This window comes from Sulfitobacter sp. F26204, from assembly GCF_026410305.1.
Classification (GTDB): domain Bacteria; phylum Pseudomonadota; class Alphaproteobacteria; order Rhodobacterales; family Rhodobacteraceae; genus Sulfitobacter.
Genome location: NZ_JAPMLQ010000002.1, coordinates 364,071 through 383,361, shown reverse-complemented (window position 1 = coordinate 383,361; position 19,291 = coordinate 364,071). Strand labels below are relative to the sequence as shown.

At 57.9% G+C, this 19,291-nt stretch carries 14 protein-coding genes; 10 read left to right on the top strand and 4 right to left on the bottom strand.

The genetic code is table 11. The features are described 5' to 3' along the window. Window position 1 precedes the first annotated feature (1 nt). The 8 genes from OS190_RS05775 (at window position 2) to dtd (ending at window position 7,139) form a co-directional block, all read left to right on the top strand. The gene (locus OS190_RS05775; RefSeq protein WP_267157712.1) at window positions 2–889 is read left to right on the top strand and encodes a 5-bromo-4-chloroindolyl phosphate hydrolysis family protein; all 888 of its coding nucleotides are present in this window, start codon (window positions 2–4) and stop codon (window positions 887–889) included. 35 nt (window positions 890–924) lie between these two features. Beyond that, window positions 925–2,121 carry a toxic anion resistance protein gene (locus tag OS190_RS05770; RefSeq protein ID WP_267157711.1) on the top strand — a complete coding sequence of 399 codons (1,197 nt, stop codon included), beginning with the start codon at window positions 925–927 and terminating at the stop codon, window positions 2,119–2,121. A gap of 7 nt (window positions 2,122–2,128) precedes the next feature. Next, on the top strand, window positions 2,129–3,082 hold the full coding sequence (locus OS190_RS05765) for a DUF2927 domain-containing protein (RefSeq protein WP_267157710.1): 954 nt from the start codon (window positions 2,129–2,131) through the stop codon (window positions 3,080–3,082). A 49-nt stretch (window positions 3,083–3,131) separates the two neighbouring features. Then, a complete protein-coding gene (locus OS190_RS05760; protein ID WP_267157709.1) occupies window positions 3,132–4,241 on the top strand; it encodes an SPFH domain-containing protein in 1,110 nt (369 codons plus the stop codon). A 79-nt stretch (window positions 4,242–4,320) separates the two neighbouring features. Continuing rightward, entirely contained in the window at window positions 4,321–4,860 is a 540-nt protein-coding gene (locus tag OS190_RS05755; RefSeq protein WP_267157708.1) for a cytochrome B, read from the top strand. A gap of 43 nt (window positions 4,861–4,903) precedes the next feature. Further along, window positions 4,904–6,025 carry a TFIIB-type zinc finger domain-containing protein gene (locus OS190_RS05750; protein WP_267157707.1) on the top strand — a complete coding sequence of 374 codons (1,122 nt, stop codon included), beginning with the start codon at window positions 4,904–4,906 and terminating at the stop codon, window positions 6,023–6,025. Then, a complete protein-coding gene (locus OS190_RS05745; protein ID WP_267157706.1) occupies window positions 6,022–6,696 on the top strand; it encodes a nitroreductase in 675 nt (224 codons plus the stop codon). The genes OS190_RS05750 and OS190_RS05745 overlap by 4 nt, the downstream gene beginning before the upstream one ends. Further along, entirely contained in the window at window positions 6,696–7,139 is a 444-nt protein-coding gene (dtd, locus tag OS190_RS05740; RefSeq protein WP_267157705.1) for a D-aminoacyl-tRNA deacylase, read from the top strand. Before OS190_RS05745 ends, dtd begins: the two co-directional genes overlap by 1 nt. A gap of 85 nt (window positions 7,140–7,224) precedes the next feature. On the opposite strand, the gene OS190_RS05735 is transcribed toward dtd, so the two are convergent. The 4 genes from OS190_RS05735 to OS190_RS05720 all read right to left on the bottom strand — a co-directional run bounded on the left by OS190_RS05735 (window position 7,225) and on the right by OS190_RS05720 (window position 15,267). Continuing rightward, a complete protein-coding gene (locus OS190_RS05735; protein WP_267157704.1) occupies window positions 7,225–8,415 on the bottom strand; it encodes an HlyD family type I secretion periplasmic adaptor subunit in 1,191 nt (396 codons plus the stop codon). Beyond that, complete coding sequence (locus OS190_RS05730; RefSeq protein WP_267157703.1) at window positions 8,412–10,640, bottom strand: ATP-binding cassette domain-containing protein; 2,229 nt, start codon at window positions 10,638–10,640, stop codon at window positions 8,412–8,414. The genes OS190_RS05735 and OS190_RS05730 overlap by 4 nt, the downstream gene beginning before the upstream one ends. After that, entirely contained in the window at window positions 10,637–11,923 is a 1,287-nt protein-coding gene (locus OS190_RS05725; protein WP_267157702.1) for a TolC family protein, read from the bottom strand. Before OS190_RS05725 ends, OS190_RS05730 begins: the two co-directional genes overlap by 4 nt. A gap of 110 nt (window positions 11,924–12,033) precedes the next feature. Next, complete coding sequence (locus OS190_RS05720) at window positions 12,034–15,267, bottom strand: Ig-like domain-containing protein (RefSeq protein WP_267157701.1); 3,234 nt, start codon at window positions 15,265–15,267, stop codon at window positions 12,034–12,036. A 309-nt stretch (window positions 15,268–15,576) separates the two neighbouring features. On the opposite strand from OS190_RS05720, the gene OS190_RS05715 reads away from it, so the two are divergent. Further along, window positions 15,577–17,568 carry a CocE/NonD family hydrolase gene (locus OS190_RS05715; RefSeq protein ID WP_267157700.1) on the top strand — a complete coding sequence of 664 codons (1,992 nt, stop codon included), beginning with the start codon at window positions 15,577–15,579 and terminating at the stop codon, window positions 17,566–17,568. A 118-nt stretch (window positions 17,569–17,686) separates the two neighbouring features. Then, window positions 17,687–19,291 carry an ABC transporter substrate-binding protein gene (locus tag OS190_RS05710; RefSeq protein ID WP_267157699.1) on the top strand — a complete coding sequence of 535 codons (1,605 nt, stop codon included), beginning with the start codon at window positions 17,687–17,689 and terminating at the stop codon, window positions 19,289–19,291.

Genomic DNA, 19,291 nt, shown 5'->3' with positions numbered 1-19,291 from the left:
GATGGCACAACGCTATGGCGGCAAGTTCAGCCCCGATGGAAAAAGCCCCCAGGCACCGCGCAAATCGTCCCGCCGCATTCAGGTGACGCCAGCAGGTGGGCGCAGCAACATCATGTTTATCCCCGCGATCCCGTTGGTGGCGACGACCCTGTGGGCCGGGGCGATTCCCATGGCACTCGGACTGGGCGGTGCGGCCCTCTGGACGTTATCAGCCTGGCTGTTGCGCGAAGGATTGCTTGCCGAAGCCGCATTCCAGGACCGCAAGGTCGCCCATCGCCCCGCCGTACCACGCAAGATTTTTGCAGCGCTCGGCTTTGGCATCGGCACCGCTTTGGCCGTCAGCGCACATAAAGAATCCGGCGGCCTCCTTGCCGCGCTGATCTTTGGTGTAAGTACCACGGCTTTGCATCTCGCGGCCTTTGGCATTGACCCGTTGAAATCAAAGGGCATGGAAGGCATCGACAGTTTTCAACAAGACCGGGTTGCCCGTGTTGTCGACGAAGCCGAAAAACATCTCAGCGCGATGACCAGCGCCATCGCCCGTATCGGCGACCGACAGGCCGTTGCCAAACTGGAAGACTTTCAGGATGCTGCACGCACATTGATCCGCACCGTAGAAGAAGACCCCCGTGACCTGACCGCGGCGCGAAAATATCTTGGCGTGTATCTGCAGGGCGCACGGGATGCGACGATCAAATTCACCGAGATTTACGACCGGACACAGGACAAGGCAGCGCGGGAGGACTACTTTGCCTTGCTCGACGATCTGGAACAGAACTTTGCCGCCCGCACTCAGAAGTCACTGCTGGATGACCGCAGCGATCTGACCATCGAAATCGACGTATTGCGCGACCGTCTGGCGCGCGAAGGCGTGCAACTTGGTAAATGAACGCACTTCTCCTAAAACTCAAGGGACCCTATTAAATGTCTGACACTGTACGTGAAAAAGCCAATCAATCTCTCGCTTTGGTCGAAGAAGTAACCGCCGTCGTGCTGCCCGAACCGGCAGAGGCCAACGCCATCGTGCCGCTTGAAAAAGCCGACAAGCCGCTGGGTGACGAGATCAAGCGCCGGATGGGTGAAATCGACATGGAGGATACCCAGTCAATCGTTTCTTTCGGCTCCGCCGCGCAGGCGGAATTACAGGAAATCAGCCAGAGCATGCTGGCCGACGTACGCAACAAGGACGTAGGCCCCGCAGGCGATTCACTGCGCAGCATCGTGACCACGATTCGCGGATTTTCAATCTCGGAACTGGACGTGCGCCGTGAACGCAGCTGGTGGGAAAAACTGTTGGGCCGCGCCGCGCCTTTCGCCAAATTCACCGCCAAGTTCGAAGAGGTTCAAAGCCAGATCGACAATATCACCGACAACCTGTTGAGCCACGAACATACCCTGCTGAAAGACATCAAGTCGCTTGATAAGCTTTACGAAAAAACGCTGCAGTTCTATGACGAACTGGCCCTCTATATCTCTGCTGGCGAGGCAAAGCTGGCCGAACTCGATGCCACCACCATCCCCGCAAAGGAAAAGGCGGTTCAGAACGCCTCCGAAGAAAACGCCGTGATGATCGCTCAGGAACTGCGCGACATGCGAGCGGCGCGGGATGATCTTGAACGCCGTGTGCATGATCTGAAACTCACGCGACAGGTCACGATGCAGTCCTTGCCCTCAATTCGGCTGGTGCAGGAAAATGATAAATCCCTGGTCACCAAGATAAACTCCACCCTCGTCAACACGGTACCCTTGTGGGAAACCCAACTGGCCCAGGCCGTAACGATCCAACGTTCCGCCGAAGCAGCCTCTGCCGTCCGCGAAGCCAATGATCTGACAAATGAATTGCTGACCTCGAACGCCAAGAACCTGCGCGACAGCAACAAGATCATTCGTCAGGAAATGGAACGCGGCGTCTTTGACATCGAAGCGGTGAAAAAGGCAAATGCGGACCTGATCGGCACAATACAGGAAAGCCTCCAGATCGCCGACGAAGGCAAGGCCAAACGCGCCGCCGCCGAGATCGAGCTGAAGGACATGGAAGCCAAATTGCGCGACACATTGGCCGCGGCCAAGGCCAAAAAGACCGGCCTGGGCGAAACCGCATCCGGCGCTGTCCCGGGCTGATAAGGATATGGCGGCGCAGGTCCATTTCATCCGACGCTGGGGCGTGGCGGCAATGTTGGCCACGCTCACCGCTTGCACGGTCGAACCGCCCGTTGTCCCCGTGGCAAAACCACAGGCGCGGCCGGTTGTTGCCGCACCGCCCCCCGTAGTCGCGCAACCCACCTCGCAAAGAAGCGCGCGCTTGCGACAATACCTGAATCAGGTGGAGCGCGCCCAGACCAGTCAAGGCCTGTTGCGTCAGGATGGCGGTGGTGTTGACACGCCCTTTACTGCCGACACTCTGGTGCGCAACTTCGAACAAATTGCGTTTTTCAACGAATATAATGGCAATTTCTCAGGTCGTGGCGGTGCCAGCCCGCTGCGCCGCTGGGCCAAACCAGTGCGTATGCAGGTGGTTTTCGGCAATGGCGTGCCCCCGTCCCAACGCAAGTCGGATCTCGCCGCCGTCACAAGCTATGCCAACCGCTTGGCGCGCGTGACAGGTCATCCGATTTCCGTCAGCACACCGCCGAATTTCGTGGTGATCATCGCTTCTGAAGATGATCGTGGTGCCGCCCTTGCACAGGCCGCAGCCCGCGTTTCGGACATTTCACCCGCCTCACTTGATGCCTTTCGTGACCTGCGCCGCGACACCTATTGCGCGGTTGCGGCCTATGCGGCTGGGCCCGACCCCAGCACCTACACCGCAGCCGTGGCGGTGATCCGCTCTGAAAATCCAGATCTTCTGCGTCTGTCCTGCATCCACGAAGAACTGGCGCAAGGGCTTGGCCTGGCCAATGACAGCCCGGCTGCACGCCCCTCGATCTTTAACGACGACGACGAATTTGCGCTGCTGACCAACCACGATGAACTCTTGTTAAAGATGCTGTATGACCCCCGCCTGCGCCCCGGAATGAGCGCCGAACAAGCAGGCCCCATAGCCCGAATAATCGCGCGTGAACTTGTTGGGGGGCCGCTGTGACGCCTGCCAAAAATTTCACGCAAGGCAACTGACGTAAAGGACCAGAACCATGGGTATTTTCGACTTCCTCTCAGGTGAATTCATTGACGTTATCCATTGGGTGGACGACACCCGTGACACCATGGTCTGGCGGTTCGAACGCGAAGCCCACGAGATCAAATACGGGGCCAAGCTGACCGTGCGCGAAGGACAGGCGGCAGTGTTTGTACATGAAGGCCAATTGGCCGATGTATTCACGCCCGGCCTCTACATGCTCGAAACCAACAATATGCCCATCCTCACAACCTTGCAGCACTGGGATCATGGCTTCAAGAGTCCGTTCAAATCCGAAGTTTATTTCGTCAATACAACACGGTTCAACGATCTGAAATGGGGCACCAAGAACCCGATCATCGTCCGTGACCCCGAATTCGGCCCCGTGCGCCTGCGCGCCTATGGCACCTATTCGGTCAAGGTCAGCGATCCGGCGCGTTTTCTGACCGAGATTGTCGGCACCGACGGTGAATTCACCATGGACGAAATCAGTTATCAGATCCGCAACATCATCGTTCAGGAATTTTCCCGTACAATTGCACGGGCACATATTCCCGTGTTGGATATGGCGGCGAACACCCGCGAGTTAAGCAAGCTGGTAGGCAAGGAAATCGCTGCCCAATTGGCCGAATACGGTTTGGCCCTGCCAGAACTCTATATCGAAAACATCTCGCTTCCTCCCGCCGTCGAAGAGGTGATGGACAAACGCTCTGCCATGGGCGTGATCGGTAATCTGGGTGAATACATGCAATTTCAGGCCGCCGAATCCTTGGGCCGTGACGGCGCGGGGGCGGCTGCGATCCAGACTGGCCTGGGCGCGGGCCTGGGCATGCAGATGGGTCAGGCGGCCGCGGTTCAGGCTGGCCCCTGGGGTGCGCGCCCTGCCGCTCCGGCTTCGATGGCCCCGCCGCCGCCGCCGGTAGAACATGTCTGGCACATTGCCGAAAACGGCGAAACCACCGGCCCGTTTTCCAAGGCCGCCATGGGGCGCAAGGTCTCGGACGGGACCTTGACCCGCGAAACCTATGTCTGGACCGCTGGTCAGGACGGATGGCAAAAGGCAGAGCATGTAACCGAACTGGCGCAGCTCTTTACCATTCTGCCGCCGCCGCCACCTGGCACATGAAGCCTGTTCCGGGGTGACCCCCCGCACCGCAAAGAAAAGGTGGGCGAAACTCTTTCGTCCCTGCCTGCGTGACTTTGTCATGTTACGCCTTCCGAAACGCCGTAGTGCCCTAAAGGTATTGCATTGGGCCATGGTCCCAATGCTGGTCTGGTTCCTTCTCGTGACACCTGATGACGTGTTGCCCTTCGGACCCAAGGCATTTCAGGCCCATTCCTTCCTTGCGCTGATATTCGTGACCATGTGCCTGATCTGGACGGCTGACTATTTGCGTCGGGGATTGGCCAGCCGGCCAGGGCCAAAGCTCGCGCCGTGGGCGCGCATCATGCATCAGGCCCTGCACAAATTGCTTATCTGGGGTTTGTTCGGAGTTGCTGTTACCGGCTTCCTTCTCGGTCTCACCTCGGCCGTCTTGCTGAAGGCAGGTGGTTTTCTGCCAATTGCACCACCGATGAACATGGCTCAGGCCAATCAGATCATCGGCCAAATCCACGTTTTCGAATTTTACCTGCTCGCCCTGATTGCCCTGGTGCACGCTGGATTTCATATCTGGAGACATCTCAAGCTACGAGATAATGCCCTGCGGATCATGGCCCCCAGAGCCTTGCACCGTTATTTGTAATTGAACATTTGAGGGTCATCACAAAGGAGGCTATGTCTGGCTTATGCCCGAACACATGCCACCTGAAACCACGCCCGAAGCGCCCCTCAAAGAGCATCGCTTTCCCTGCGATACCTGCGGGTCCGACCTGCGATTTGCGCCGGACACGGGGCAGTTGACCTGTGATCATTGTGGCAACACTGAATCCATTGACGGTGCCGGTTTTCGGATGCAACCGATCGCCGAACTTGATCTGCATGCGGGCTTGCGGGCGGATCTACCTGCGGATCAGATGGAAGAAACGCGCGTCACGACCTGCCCTAATTGCGCCGCCGAGGTTGAATTCGCCACTGGCAAACACGCCACGGAATGCCCCTTTTGCGCAACACCTGTGGTCGTGGATACGGGCACCAACCGCCATATCAAACCCCGCGCGGTTTTGCCCTTTGCCCTTACTCAGGAAACCGCACGGGACGCAATGAACGATTGGCTCGGCGCGCTGTGGTTTGCACCAAACGGGCTGCAGGAATACGCCCGCAAGGGGCGCCGCATGCAAGGCATCTATGTTCCCTATTGGACCTATGACGCCAATACGCGTAGCAGCTACACAGGCCAGCGCGGCACTGTTTACTACGTCACAAAAACCGTCATGCGTGACGGCAAACGCACGACGCAACAGGTTGCCAAAATACGCTGGCGCTCTGCTTCAGGACGTGTGGCACGCTTCTTTGACGATGTGCTGGTTCTGGCCTCGAAATCACTGCCAAAGAAATACACAGATGCGCTGCAGCCCTGGGATTTGTCCGCCCTCGAACCCTATGCGCCCGAATACCTTGCCGGGTTTCGCGCCGAAGCCTACGCCCTATCGCTCGAAGAAGGGTTTGCCGAAGCCCGTGCTCATATGGACCGTGTCATCGAACGCGATGTGAAATTCGACATCGGCGGCGACCGTCAGCGCATTCATAACATTGATACCCAATTATCCGACCTCACTTTCAAACATATTCTGCTGCCCGTCTGGCTGGCGGCATACAAATATCGTGGCAAGACCTATCGTTTTGTCGTGAACGGCCGCAGCGGTCGGGTACAGGGCGAACGCCCCTTCTCAGCAATCAAAATCACAATTGCGGTGATCTTCGGCCTGCTTGCCGCGGGACTCATCGGTTATCTGGCAGCACAACAATGACTCAATATGACACGCTCAGCGAAACCTTGACGGCGCGCTTTTCTTGTCGCGCCTTCCGCGCGGATCCCGTTCCCGACGAAACCATCACCCGGATCATCGATGCCGCCCGACATGTCCCGTCTTGGTGCAATGCCCAACCCTGGCAGGTCACGATTACCAAGGGGGCGGCAACCGATGCCTTTCGCGCAATGGTGACTGACCTTGCCACCCAGGGCGTAACTCCGGCACCGGACCTCGACTGGCCCTCCAGCTATACGGACGAATACGCTTCCCGCCGCCGCACTTGTGGATTCCAGCTTTATGATGCTGTCGGCATCGAAAAGGCAGACCGCGCCGGCCGTGCCGCGCAGATGTTGCGCAATTATACCCTGTTTGACGCGCCTCATGTGGCAATCATCCACTCTCCTACAGAGCTTGGCCCCTATGGGGCAATGGACACGGGTGGCTTTGTCACCGCTTTTACGCTGGCGGCAACCGCCCTCGGGGTGGCAACAATCCCACAGGCAGCCATCGCCGCATACGCACCACAAGTGCGAAACCATTTTGGTATTGGCGATGACCGTCTGGTGCTCTGTGCCATTTCCTTTGGCTATGCGGATACCGACCATCCCGCAAACAGCTTCAGGACCGAGCGCGTCACACCAGACAGTATCATCGACTGGAAATCCTGATGCGGGCCCTCCTGCAGCGGGTCAGCGCGGCATCCGTCACAGTCGACAGCACCGTTATTGCCGAAATTGCCAACGGTTTGTTGATTTTCGTCTGCGCGATGCCCCAGGATACGCCCGCAACGGCCGAAACCCTTGCCAACAAGATCGCCAAACTGCGCCTGTTCAAAGATGACGCAGAAAAGATGAACCTGAACCTTGCCCAAACAGGGGGCAGCGCCCTTGTGGTCAGCCAATTCACGCTGGCCGCCGACACCAGACGCGGCACGCGGCCCGGCTTTTCAAAGGCAGCAAAACCCGCTGTCGCACAAGAACTTTACAGACATTTTGTGCACCACCTTTCCAGTCTGGACATTCCCACGCAACGCGGGCGTTTCGGCGCGGACATGTCGGTGGCCTTGGCCAATGATGGTCCGGTTACAATCTGGCTGGATACCGAGGAATAGCAACGCCCCCATTTGACGGCAGGGCAACTATCGCCATAGATCAACGGTAGAAGCACTCGAAGGAATACGATACAACGGATCCGCCTTAGGGTTCGCGAAAGGCTTCCTTGCTCTTGTACAAGGGCTTGAGCAGATATTGCATCACCGTCTTTGACCCCGTATGCAATTCAACCGATGCCTGCATCCCCGGTCTGATCCGCAACGAGGCCTGACGCTCGGTAAGATGCTCGGTGTCCACTTGCAGTGTCACCTTGTAATGGGGGTTGCCATCTGGATCACGGGCGCGTTCGTCCTTGAATGTATCCGCCGAGATCAAGGTAACCTTCCCCTTGAGTGTACCATAGATCGTATAGTCATAGGCCGACAGTTTTACCGTCGCTTCCTGACCGGGGCGCACCCCTGCAATATCTTCGGGACGCACCCGCGCCTCGACAAACAATTCCTCGTCCAAGGGGATGATCTGCAGAATTTCCTCACCGGGGCGCACCACCCCGCCAATCGTGGTAACGGACAAATTATTCACAATCCCGCGCATCGGGCTTGTCAGCACGGTACGATTCAATTGGTCGGTGCTGGATTTCAGATTCTGGCGCAGTGTTGCCAGTTCCTTTAGGACATCGGAATATTCCTGGGCCCGCTCCAGTTCTGTCTGGGTTGTCACCTCGTCAAACCTGATCTGGGCATCGGCAAATGATTTTCGCGCACGGGTCGCCTCGATCAGCGATACAATGTTACGCTCCAACAGGTCATTCATCAGGTTGGCTTCGCGCTCTGCCTCGATCAGCACGCGCTTGGCACCATCGGAACGCGAAACGAAATCAGACTGGCGTGCCCGCAAAAGAGAACGTTCTGAATCGACAATGTTCGGTGTGCGCATTGCCCATTCATTCGGAACGTCAAAATCGAACTGTCCGGCGAGCTCCGCCTCCAGACGCAAACGGCGAATCTCGAATGTCGAAATCTGGTTGCGCAAATCATCCACAGAGGACTGGAACTGCGTCCCGTGCAACCGGGCCAGAACGTCACCGCGCTCCACAATATCGCCTTCAGCCACTTCAAGCTCTGCCAGAATACCACCTTCGAGGTTTTGAATGATCTGCGGGCGCGAGGATGAGATCATCGAACCTTCGGCGCGCACAATTTCATCAACCCATGCAAAGGCGGCCCAGGTCAGAAACACCAACACCGCAACACCGCACATCCAGATCACAGCCGAAGGGCCGCGCATCTGTCGACCCATTTGTGCGTCCATGGTGGTCGGGTTCACAAAGGTCATGCAGCCTGCCCTCTCATTGTGGCGATATGGCCCAGCACCTGGTCCTTTGGGCCATCAATCGTCATGCGTCCACCTTGCAAGACCAGGGTACGGCTCGTCAGCGCGAGAATCGGCGCACGATGGGTTGCAATGATGGCGGTGCGCCCCTCCAGCCAGCTTTCCATGCGGCTCACCAACGTCGCCTCAAGCGTTTGGTCCAGCGCCGCCGTCGGTTCGTCCAGCAGGCAAACCTTGGGGTCTTGCAACCACAAACGCGCCCAGCCGATGGACTGCCGCTGACCGATACTCAAACCTGCGCCATTGTCCTTGATCTCAAGGTCCAGCCCCTTGTGATGCGCTTTGACAAAGGGGCCAAGTCCGGCAAAATCCAGTGCCGCATACAACCGGTCATCGTCGCGTTCCAGCATCGTGAGGTTCAGATTGTCGCGCAACGAGCCTGCAAACAGCCGCACATCCTGTCCCAGATAGCCGATCAGACGCCGCAGATCGCGCGGTTCGATCTGGCTCATCTCGGTCCCGTCAAGCATCACGCGGCCGGTTTCCGGCGCATAAAGTCCGCTGAGCAATTTCAACAACGAGGATTTGCCCGAACCATTCGCCCCCAGCACGGCAATCTTCTGCCCAGGCAGGATCGCCATGCCCTTGATATCAAGTGTCGGCGCGCCGTCCTCTTCATAGCGGAACGTCACATCACGCAGTTCGAAATGCCCCTTCAACTGTTCGCGGCGCAGATAGCTCCGGTTGGCATCTGTATCTTGCTCTGCACTGGCAATCATTTCCAACCCGTCCAGCGCGGATTTGACATTGCCCCAACGCGCGAGTGTCCCCGCAAGCTGGGTCAGCGGTGAAAGCGTCCGTCCCGTCAATATCCCTACAGCGATGATCGATCCGACGGTAAATTCACCGGCAAACACCAGATAGGTACCGGTGATCACTGCTGCGACATAGGTTCCTTGTTGTACCCCCTGTGACCAGAAGGTCAGCGTCGAGGCCAGTTTGCGTTGCTCGGAGGATTTCATCGCCTGCAGCATGTTCAATTCCTGCCACAACCGCGCAACCCGGTCTTCACCGCGCTGGGTCTTGAGCGTGTCGAGTTCAAAGATCGTTTCGTGCAGCAGCCGCGACGACTTGGCCGAGGCCCCTTGGGTTTCCTGTGTCAGGCGGATCATCTTCTTTTGCATGATGAACCCCGGGATCACCATGAGAATACCCCCCGCAACCAGAACCCAGACCACATTGCCTGCAATGCTGGCGACCAGAAACAGGAACACAAAAATAAAGGGAACGTCAGCAATCGTCCCGATGGTCGACGCGGTAAAGAACTCACGCACAGAGCCAAACTCACGCATGCTGGAAAACACCTGATTGGGTGCCTGTCCCTTGGTATCCGAACGCATGCCAAGAATACGGTTCATCAGGATCTGCAGCACCGACACCTCGATCTGACGGCCTGCCCCATCCATCAGGCGCGCGCGCGCAACCTTGATGAAAGCCTCCATCAACAGGGCAAGGCCCGCGCCGATGGCCAACACCCATAGCGTCGCTTCCGATTGATGTGGAATGACCCGGTCATAAACCTGCAAGGAAAACAACGCCACTGCCACCGCCAGAAGGTTCGCCACAAAAGAACCCAGCGCCACTTCGGCCATCTGGCGCTTGAACCGGCCGAAATGCCCCCAGAACCAGTGAGGCTTGGCGCTTTCGGTCTTGTGGGTCTCTGCAACCTTGGCCAAAGGGGCTTCGGCGCGCACCAGCAGACCGGTGAAAAACGGCTTGAAATCGGAAACCGGTACGAAGGCACGGTTGTCAGGACAGGTCTTGTCGAAAATCACCAGATCGCCACGCGACTGTCCCATGACCAACAACACCTGTCCGGAGGTCATATAGGCCAATGCAGGCCAGAGATCCGCAGTAAGGCCGCGCACCCTTGCAACCTGCGCCAAAAGCCCGATCGACCGCATCCCATGCGCAATTGCGTTTGCTTCGTCCTTGTCAGCCGCCCCTTCACGGGTCGCACCGCCAATGGCCTCGAACAGATCGCGGCGCACCGCTTCGACGCCCAACAATCCGGCGTAGGTCGCCGCCAACTGGGCCCGCACCGCGATGCGTTCGTCAAAGCTGTTGATCTTCTTGTCGTCAGCAGGACGATCAGCCGTATTGGCCGCCGCAAGACGTCCCTGATTGCCATTGCTGATTTTCAAGGTGAACGCGCGTTTCTGGCTCAAATCTCATCCCCATCGGCCAGCACACCCAACAGGCGGGCCAGATCGATCTGCAACTGTGCAGCTTCATACTTTAATGTGACCTCGGCCTGTTGCTGGCGGGCAAAGGTTTCATATACACTCACTACATCCAGAACCTGACGCTGACCGGCATCATATTGTTCCTGAAACAGGTCAAGGTTGCGCTTGGCCTGTCTGGTCAGTCCCGCAGCTTCGCTGGCCTGACGGGACTTTGCGGCAATCTGGCCTTCAAGTTTGCGCAACTTGCGGTTTGAATCTTCATTGGCCTGGGCGACTCTGCGCCCGGCGGCTTCTTTCGCCTCTTCGATTGCGCGCAAGGTCGCGCCGGTGCCGAACCCCAGCAATGTGTCCGCACTGACCCGTAGACCCAGATCGGACTCTTCGCCAATCGTGCCCCCTGCCGACAATCCGGGAAGCTGATCGGCACGATCAATCTTGGCAGCAGCAATTGCACGGGTTTTTTCCGCCTCGGCCAGCACCACCGTCAATGGTTGCGCAGCATTGGACGAAACACGCAACGCCGGAACCCCGTGCAGACCGCCAAGCGGCTCTATCGACATCGCGTTCAACTCGGCCATGGCGGTATTCGCCGCTTCTATATTTGCGGAACGGTCCGCTTTGATCTCGGCCAGCTTCTGGCGCAGCACATTCAGGTCGGAACGATCGGATACACCGCCCTTGACGCGTTCGGACATGATATATTCGAACTGGCCCATATCGCGCAGTGATGCCTCGGACAGCGCTGCTTTCTCGCGCCCTTCAGAGGCCGCGACATAAAGCTCTAGCGCTGTATGCACTCGATCATTGGTGTCCTGGGCCAGATTGACCGCGGCAACTTCGACATCGGCAATCGCAAATTCACGCTCGCCCTTGCGGCGACCATTGTCAAACAACACCTGATCCACGACCAGATTGGCCACCAGGGACCCAAGCGAGGTCAGACTGATGCTGGGACCGATCTTGGGCAACCAGTTCTTGCTCGCCGCTTCGGACCGCAAACGCGCTGAACGCAACTCGGATTCCGCAGCACGCGAATTGGCAGCAAGCACCGCAGAGGCGACGCGTTCAAAACTGCTTCCGGAGGGCAAGGCGGATTTACGCGCCGCAAGCCCCTGAATGATCGCACTTTCCGAATTTACCTTTTGCGCGTGACTGGGCCGCGCAACCGAATTTGCATCCGGTGATTTCAACCGCGCGACAAAATCGCCCGCGCCACTGCCCGCATCTGAAAGACATCCCGCAAGCGTGAATGCCGCAGCACACACTCCGATAGCCCTTTTTACACCTTGCCCCATATCCTGCCTCAAAACGTGCCGATATTTATTGGGGGCGCGGGTCATTTGGCGCCCGCGCCTCTCCGTGGTCTGCTTGTGGTTTAGGTAATCACATCCACCTGATCGTCGATGATGATCGTACCTTCGCTTCCCAGCGTGTAAATCGCGTTGCCCGCGGCATCCGTACCCGCCCGCGAGGCGCCCGCGATGGTAACGGTATCATCTGCACCACCCAGGATCCGCAATTCGTTGGAATTTCCGGACAAGGCCAGAAGCGTTGCTTCGTCGATCGTCAGATTACCTTCTTCGGCAAAGCTGAGGTCGATGGTTTCGATGTTGTAATTGCCCAAGGCCGGATTATTGACCGCCACCGTCGAATTCGGCGCACCATCATCAAGCACAACATAGGTGCCAGTGGTGTTTTGCGCGCCGTCCGTGGCGGTAATCACAAGGTGCGAGCCGTCGGGAACATCGCTGTTGAACACAATATCCGTTTCATCGCGCAGGGTACTGTCCTGACTTTGCGATGCAACCTCGGTGATCGTGCCGTTGTTCTGAACCTGATAGACGGACAGGTCATCGTCGGTCTGTTCCGTGGACATCCCGCGAAAGCCGACACGCCCTTCGTTCAGCGATTCGATCGCAGGGCCAGAGGGTGCGGATGTATCAACCGCCAAGGTGTCGTTGATGGTGTCCACGTTGCCCACCGCATCGGTGGCCGTTACCGTGATGGCGGCGTTATACTCGCCGACACGAATGGCAGATGGTGGAATGGTCACGCTCCAGTTACCTGCGCTGTCCACAACTGCCGTGTAATTGGTGCCGTCAAAGTTCACGACAACCGAACTGCCGATCTCGACTTCACCGCCCAGATCAATACCAGTGGCCGCTTCCGCGACGTTCACGATCTTGTCGCGTCCGCCCGCATCGTCATCCATGTTCAGCGGTACGACTTCGGTGTCAACATTCACCACATCGGACACGGTTGCCGTATTGCCGGCGCGATCTGTCGCCTGCACCGATACGGTCGCTGTATAGGTTCCTTCAGAGACCTGGCTGGCAGCATAGTTTGCCGTCCATGTCCCGTCAGCGGCCACAACCGCGTTGACCGCCACACCGTTCAGCGTGACGACAACCGATGTCGACCCGACTTCGGTGGTACCGGTGACCTGTACACCGCCGCCGTCCAGACGTTCGGCACCGTTGATGGTGCCATCACCTTCGACGAGGTTGGCCTGCACACCAAGGTTATCCACCCGCGTGTCCACCTGAACACTGTCAGAGGCATTCAACGTATTGCCGGCACTGTCTGTCGTGGTTGCGGTGATCTGCGCCGTATAAACTCCCGGTGCCACATCTGCGTTCGAATAATGCGCTGTCCAGTTGCCCGCTGCGTCCGCATTCACCGTTTTGGCCACGCCACCCATGGTTACGGTGACCACTGCAAAAGGGTTGGATGTCCCTGTTAGCACAACACCGTCAGAGGCCTCAGCCTCATTGATAATGTCATCGCCTTCGACCGGTGCCGGGCTGATTGTCAGGATGCCGCCGTCCCGGTCGATTTCCACATTGCGCGTGATGGTGTCGGTATTGCCCGCAATATCAGTTGCAACCGCGGTCATGACTGCCGTCACTTCGCCTGTTGGTATCGTGCTGGGGGCAAAGCTGACGCTCCAGGTGCCGTTGGCGGCAACTGTCGCCGCTTGCGAAGTACCCCCGAAAGAAACCATGACAGAGGAACCAGGCTCGGTCGTGCCGGTCATGACCAGGCTTTGCGATGCCTCTGTGTTGTTGATCACACCGTCAGCGCCACCCGTCGTCCCGGTAAAGGCAAAGTCGCGGACAAGGGTGTCAATGTCGACCATGCCCGTTGCGGTACTGGAGTTGCCCAGGGCATCTGTTGCCACTGCGGTAACTTCGGCCTGTTGTTCGCCGGTGGGAACCTCGCTCATGGCGAAATCTGCCGACCAATTGCCGTTCGCATCGACCGTGGCCTGATGCGATCCTGTGCCAAAGGTCACAACAACGGTTGACCCCGCCTGCGCCGTGCCGGTCAGCGTCACGCCGTCTTCGCGTTCGACCGCATTCACGATCCCGTCGGTTTCGACATTTGCCGTATCGATGGTAATCATCGCCAACGTATCCACGACAAGCGTATCGGTGACTGTGGTCGTATTGCCAAAGGCATCCGCGCTTACAATCGTCACACCGGTTGCATATTCGCCGCCTTCAAGCGTACCTGCCGCCCAGGTGACAGACCAGGTGCCATTCTCGCTGACGGTTGTGGTTTGCTCGATCCCGGCGATTGTCACCAGGATAGAAGCCCCTGCCTCACCGCGCCCGGTAAGGGTTACTCCGTCGGCAAAGCTGACGGCGTTAAAGAAATCGCCAACTGACTCGGTACCGCTGGACACCTCGATCATCGGGGGCGTCGTATCGATAACATAGCCAGGGCCGTCCAGCACAACTTCGCCATCGCCGGTGATCACCGTGACAACGGTTTCATAGGTGCCATCCGGTGGGAAGTTTGCGCCTTCAAAAGTACAGCTAAAGAACCCTTCGGTGGTGATAACAGTCTCGATCTGCTGGTCGCCAAGCGTGACGATCACAGTATCGCCGGGGTTGCCGCCACCGGTTACCGTCGCTGTATGCGGCTCGGAGTTATCACCGCCAATGTTGGTGGTCAGATCGGGGTCATTGACGTAGGGATCCTGGGTATTGTTGCGATCAGGCTCACCGCCCTCGCCACCGCCGCCACTACCGCCGCCGTCACCACCACCTGTGGTTTCTTCGCCCTCAGCGCCACCGCCGCCACCAGCACCGATGATCGCTGCACCGCCCACAACAGCTGCTGCCGCTGCAGCACCGCTGCCACCCAACAGGCCTGCCGCCCCCAAAAGGGGTGCGGGGAACAGGGATACTTCGTCATCTGCATATCCAGCCGCAGCCAATTCAGTGCGCCCGAGATAGATCAGATCATCAGAGGGGCTCCACTTGCCCCACTGCTCGGTCGGTCCGAACTGGGCATAGAGTTCACCCGACCCTGTATCTACAAACGCCACTTCGTTGAGATAGCCGTCTGCCGAGATGAACAGCCGATTCGGAGTGCCCGCAGAATTGAAATAATTGTCGATCGTGATCTCGCGACCATCGGTCAGGGTGATCACCAGATCACTGCCTTCACGGGTCTGTTTCGAAAGATCGACCTGTCTCAGATTAAGAGAAATTTCCTGACCTGCGCCAGCCTGGATCACGTGGGTTTTGGCCCCGTTCGGAACCGTACCACGCTGCAAACCGCCCGCATTATCGCGGACGACGAAATCAATCGCCTTCATAACACCACCACTCTACCTCAAAGCACCCGTTCTACGCGGGACTTTTCGTTTTTTACCAAGGCCGGTCCGTTCGAGCGTCCCGTGCCTAATTTTTCTCGTATTTTTGGTATCTTGGAATTGGCTTTTTGACTAGAGGCTTTTTTCCGGCGATTCGAATTTTCTACCTATACGTGTTATTTTGCTTCGCTTTTTCTCCAATGCGAGAGTCCGGAAACCGATTCTTTTCAAGGCTTTTACGCCTTCCCCTAGGTCAAGATGGCAGCAAAGCAACAGTTGACAAAAAATCCTGCAATGCCAACGCTTGGCGCCATGAAAATACCCCAAAACGCCCTGCGCGACATCACCGAAGACCCCGATCTGGGGATCCATCTCTCGGACGGCTGCCGCCTTTCCGCCCGAATCTGGAAACCCGCGGATGCGAACGAAAACCCCGTGCCAGTAATTTTGGAATACCTGCCCTATCGCAAACGCGACGGCACAACAGCGCGCGATGCGCTCACCCATCCCTGGTTCGCCGCGCGCGGATATGCCTGTCTGCGCGTCGATATGCGCGGCAACGGCGATAGCCAAGGCCTCATGCATGACGAATATGCGCCCCAGGAACAGGCTGATGCCGTCGAGGTGATCAATTGGCTCGCTGCGCAACCCTGGTGCAACGGTTCTGTGGGAATGATGGGAATTTCCTGGGGTGGATTCAACGGATTGCAGGTCGCTGCCTTGGCCCCGGAACCGCTGAAAGCCGTGATCACGCTTTGCTCGACAGTGGACCGATTTGCCGACGACATCCATTACAAAGGCGGCTGTTTGCTGAACGAAAACCTCGGCTGGGGGGCGACGATGTGGTCCTATTCCTCACGTGCGCCCGATCCAGCCCTGCGCAGCGACTGGCGCAAGATGTGGCTGGAGCGGCTAGAGGCGGAACCCTTCCTCCCCTCCGTCTGGCTGCGCCATCAACGCCGCGACGCCTATTGGAAACACGGATCCGTGATCGAGGATTATGCCGCGATCAAAGCCAAGGTGCTGGCCATCGGCGGCTGGGGCGATGCCTATAAAAACGCCGTTCCCCAATTGGTTGAAGCCTTGCCGGATGCCAAGGGTATCGTTGGCCCCTGGGTACATAAGTACCCGCATTTCGCTGTGCCCGAACCACGTATCGGATTCCTGCAAGAAGCCCTGCGCTGGTGGGATCGCTGGCTGAAAAACGACACCAACAATGTCGAAAATGACCCCGATTACCGCGCCTATCTGATGGATGGTGTGCGACCCGCCACCTGGTACAGGCAACGCCCCGGCCGATGGATTGCCGAAAACTCGGGCGCAACCTCACATCTGGAAACCCGGACGTTGCACCTGACAGACGCAGGTCTGGCAACCGATCCCGCCCCGCTCGGGCAAACCATATCCTCTCCGGCCCATACCGGCGCGGCAGCGGGGGAATACTGCGCGATTTGGCTAGGACCGGAAATGCCCGGTGACCAACGCTCGGATGACGGATTGTCCACAACTTTCGACAGTGCCCCGCTGGCAAATGATATGGACATCGTCGGTGCGCCCCGTGTTTCGTTATGCCTGACCAGCGACAGGCCACAGGCGCAAATTGCCGTGCGGCTGAATCACATTCACCCCGACGGGGCCTCGACGCGCATCACCTATGGTGTCCTGAACCTGAGTCATCGCATCTCGGCAGAAGTGCCCACACAGATGCCTCGTGAAAGCCAGCAGGTGACACTAACCCTGGATCACATCGCCTACCACGTGCCCGCGGGTCACCGCCTGCGGGTGTCGATCTCGAACGCCTATTGGCCGCTGATCTGGCCCTCCCCCCAGCCGGGCACACTCCTTCTTTCCCAAGGTGAAATCACCCTGCCCCAACGTCCCTCCGGTCAGAAAGACGAATACAGGTTCGAGCCTCCCACCGCGGCCGACCCATGGGAAACCATTGAGATTCGACCGGAAAATCATGTACGTCGCCAGGAAACCGACCTTGTCACCGGCATCGTCACCCTGATCATCGAAGACGATTTCGGCAAGGTGCGTGACGCCGATCACGGATTGATCAACGGATCGATCGCACGCGAACGCTGGTCGATCCACCCCGATGATCCCTGTTCGGCACGGGGCGAATGTCACTGGACAGACGAGATTGAACGCGACGGAATTCGTCTGCGCACAGAGGCAAGGTGCGCGATGACATGCGATGCCACCCATTTCCACCTCAAGGCCCGTATCGTAGCCTTTGAGAACGACAAACCAGTCTATGAACGTGACGTTATCGACAGCATTGAGCGTGATCAAATGTAATCGGGTCGTTACAAACACGGGCGCATTAACGCTTGCGAGAGGCCGTGAAATGCTTACCCTTGATTCATCAGTCAATAAAACGCCGTGCAAAGTGGCGACACCAACCGGGAGACCACCAATGAACGAACAACTCAAACTTATGTCAGGCGATGTCGCAAAAGGCGTGATGACACGCCGCGAATTTGTCGGACGCGCCGCTGCTCTGGGTGTGACCGCCGCGGTCGCCAACTCAATGCTGGCGCAAAGCGCCGCAGCAGACGGCCATGCCACACCGGTTCGCGGCGGGATGATCAAGATCGCCTCCTCCGGCGGCGAAAGCACAAACACCCAGGATCCGGCACTGACGGCCTCCGAAGTGCCACTGAACAACCTGCGCGCCTGGGGTGAAACCCTGGTCGAAGTCACCGACAAAGGCGAGATCGATTACCGCTTGGCTGAAAGCGTCGAAGCTTCCTCCGATGCCAAGCAATGGGTTTTCAAAATTCGCAAGGGCATCCCCTTTTCCAACGGCAAGGACATGACGCCGGACGATGTTCTCAAAACCATGCAGCGTCACTCCAACGAGGAAAGCCAATCAGGTGCCCTGGGCATCATGAAGGGCATCGCGGGCATGAAAGTCGACGGTGACAACTTTGTGGTCGATCTGGATACACCCAATGCGGACTTGCCGTTTCTGATGGCCGACTATCACCTGATGATCCAGCCCGGTGGCGGAATGGACGACCCAGGTGCCGCCATCGGCACTGGTGCCTATACGGTCGAGATTGACGAACCCGGCGTGCGCCATGCCTTCAAACGTCGTGATGATTATTGGGATGCGGAAAACCGCGGTTTCGCGGATGAAATCGAACAACTGGTCTTGAATGACGCAACCGCACGCACCGCGGCTCTCCAGTCTGGTCAGGTACATATCATCAACCGCGTCGATCCCAAGGTCGCCGCCCTGCTGGACCGGGCACCAAACCTGCGTGTTGAATCCGTTGCAGGCCGTGGCCACTATGTCTTCATCGCGCACAAGGACACCGCACCTTTCGACAACAACGACGTGATGCTGGCGCTGAAATACGCCATTGATCGCGACGAAATGGTCGACAAAATCCTGCGCGGATATGGCACCAAGGGCAACGACATGCCGATCAACGCCGCCTATCCGCTGTTTGACGACACCATTCCCCAGCGCGAACACTCCATCGAGAAAGCCAAGGAACATTACGCCAAGTCCGGACATGACGGTTCGCCCATCATCCTGCGCGTTTCCGACGGTGCCTTCCCCGGCGCGGTTGACGCCGCCGCCCTGTTTCAGCAATCCGCGCAAGCCGCCGGTATCCCGCTGGAAATCAAGCGTGAACCGAACGACGGCTACTGGTCTGAAGTCTGGAACGTCCAGCCCTTCTGTGCATCCTACTGGGGCGGCCGTCCGGTACAGGACCAGATGTATTCGACCGCCTATCTGTCGACTGCGGACTGGAACGATACGCGCTGGAAACGTCCGGAGTTTGACGCCATGCTCAACGCCGCCAAGGCCGAGCTGGACAATGCCAAGCGCAAGGAAATCTATTCCAAGATGGGTCGCATGCTGAACGAGGAAGGCGGATTGATCCTGCCGATGTTCAACGACTTTGTCGCTGGTGTTTCCAACAATATTGGCGGCTGGTCAAATGACCCGAACGGCCCTGTGATGAACAACTATTCACACGTCAAATGTTGGTTGATGGACGCTTAA

What these genes read in the sequence shown, in the direction of transcription:
- OS190_RS05720 (WP_267157701.1), bottom strand. Translation starts at nt 15,267, where the DNA reads ATGAAGGCGATTGATTTCGTCGTCCGCGATAATGCGGGCGGTTTGCAG.
- OS190_RS05760 (WP_267157709.1), top strand. Translation starts at nt 3,132, where the DNA reads ATGGGTATTTTCGACTTCCTCTCAGGTGAATTCATTGACGTTATCCAT.
- OS190_RS05710 (WP_267157699.1), top strand. Translation starts at nt 17,687, where the DNA reads ATGAACGAACAACTCAAACTTATGTCAGGCGATGTCGCAAAAGGCGTG.
- OS190_RS05755 (WP_267157708.1), top strand. Translation starts at nt 4,321, where the DNA reads ATGTTACGCCTTCCGAAACGCCGTAGTGCCCTAAAGGTATTGCATTGG.
- OS190_RS05765 (WP_267157710.1), top strand. Translation starts at nt 2,129, where the DNA reads ATGGCGGCGCAGGTCCATTTCATCCGACGCTGGGGCGTGGCGGCAATG.
- OS190_RS05745 (WP_267157706.1), top strand. Translation starts at nt 6,022, where the DNA reads ATGACTCAATATGACACGCTCAGCGAAACCTTGACGGCGCGCTTTTCT.
- OS190_RS05735 (WP_267157704.1), bottom strand. Translation starts at nt 8,415, where the DNA reads ATGACCTTTGTGAACCCGACCACCATGGACGCACAAATGGGTCGACAG.
- OS190_RS05715 (WP_267157700.1), top strand. Translation starts at nt 15,577, where the DNA reads ATGAAAATACCCCAAAACGCCCTGCGCGACATCACCGAAGACCCCGAT.
- dtd (WP_267157705.1), top strand. Translation starts at nt 6,696, where the DNA reads ATGCGGGCCCTCCTGCAGCGGGTCAGCGCGGCATCCGTCACAGTCGAC.
- OS190_RS05750 (WP_267157707.1), top strand. Translation starts at nt 4,904, where the DNA reads ATGCCCGAACACATGCCACCTGAAACCACGCCCGAAGCGCCCCTCAAA.
- OS190_RS05775 (WP_267157712.1), top strand. Translation starts at nt 2, where the DNA reads ATGGCACAACGCTATGGCGGCAAGTTCAGCCCCGATGGAAAAAGCCCC.
- OS190_RS05770 (WP_267157711.1), top strand. Translation starts at nt 925, where the DNA reads ATGTCTGACACTGTACGTGAAAAAGCCAATCAATCTCTCGCTTTGGTC.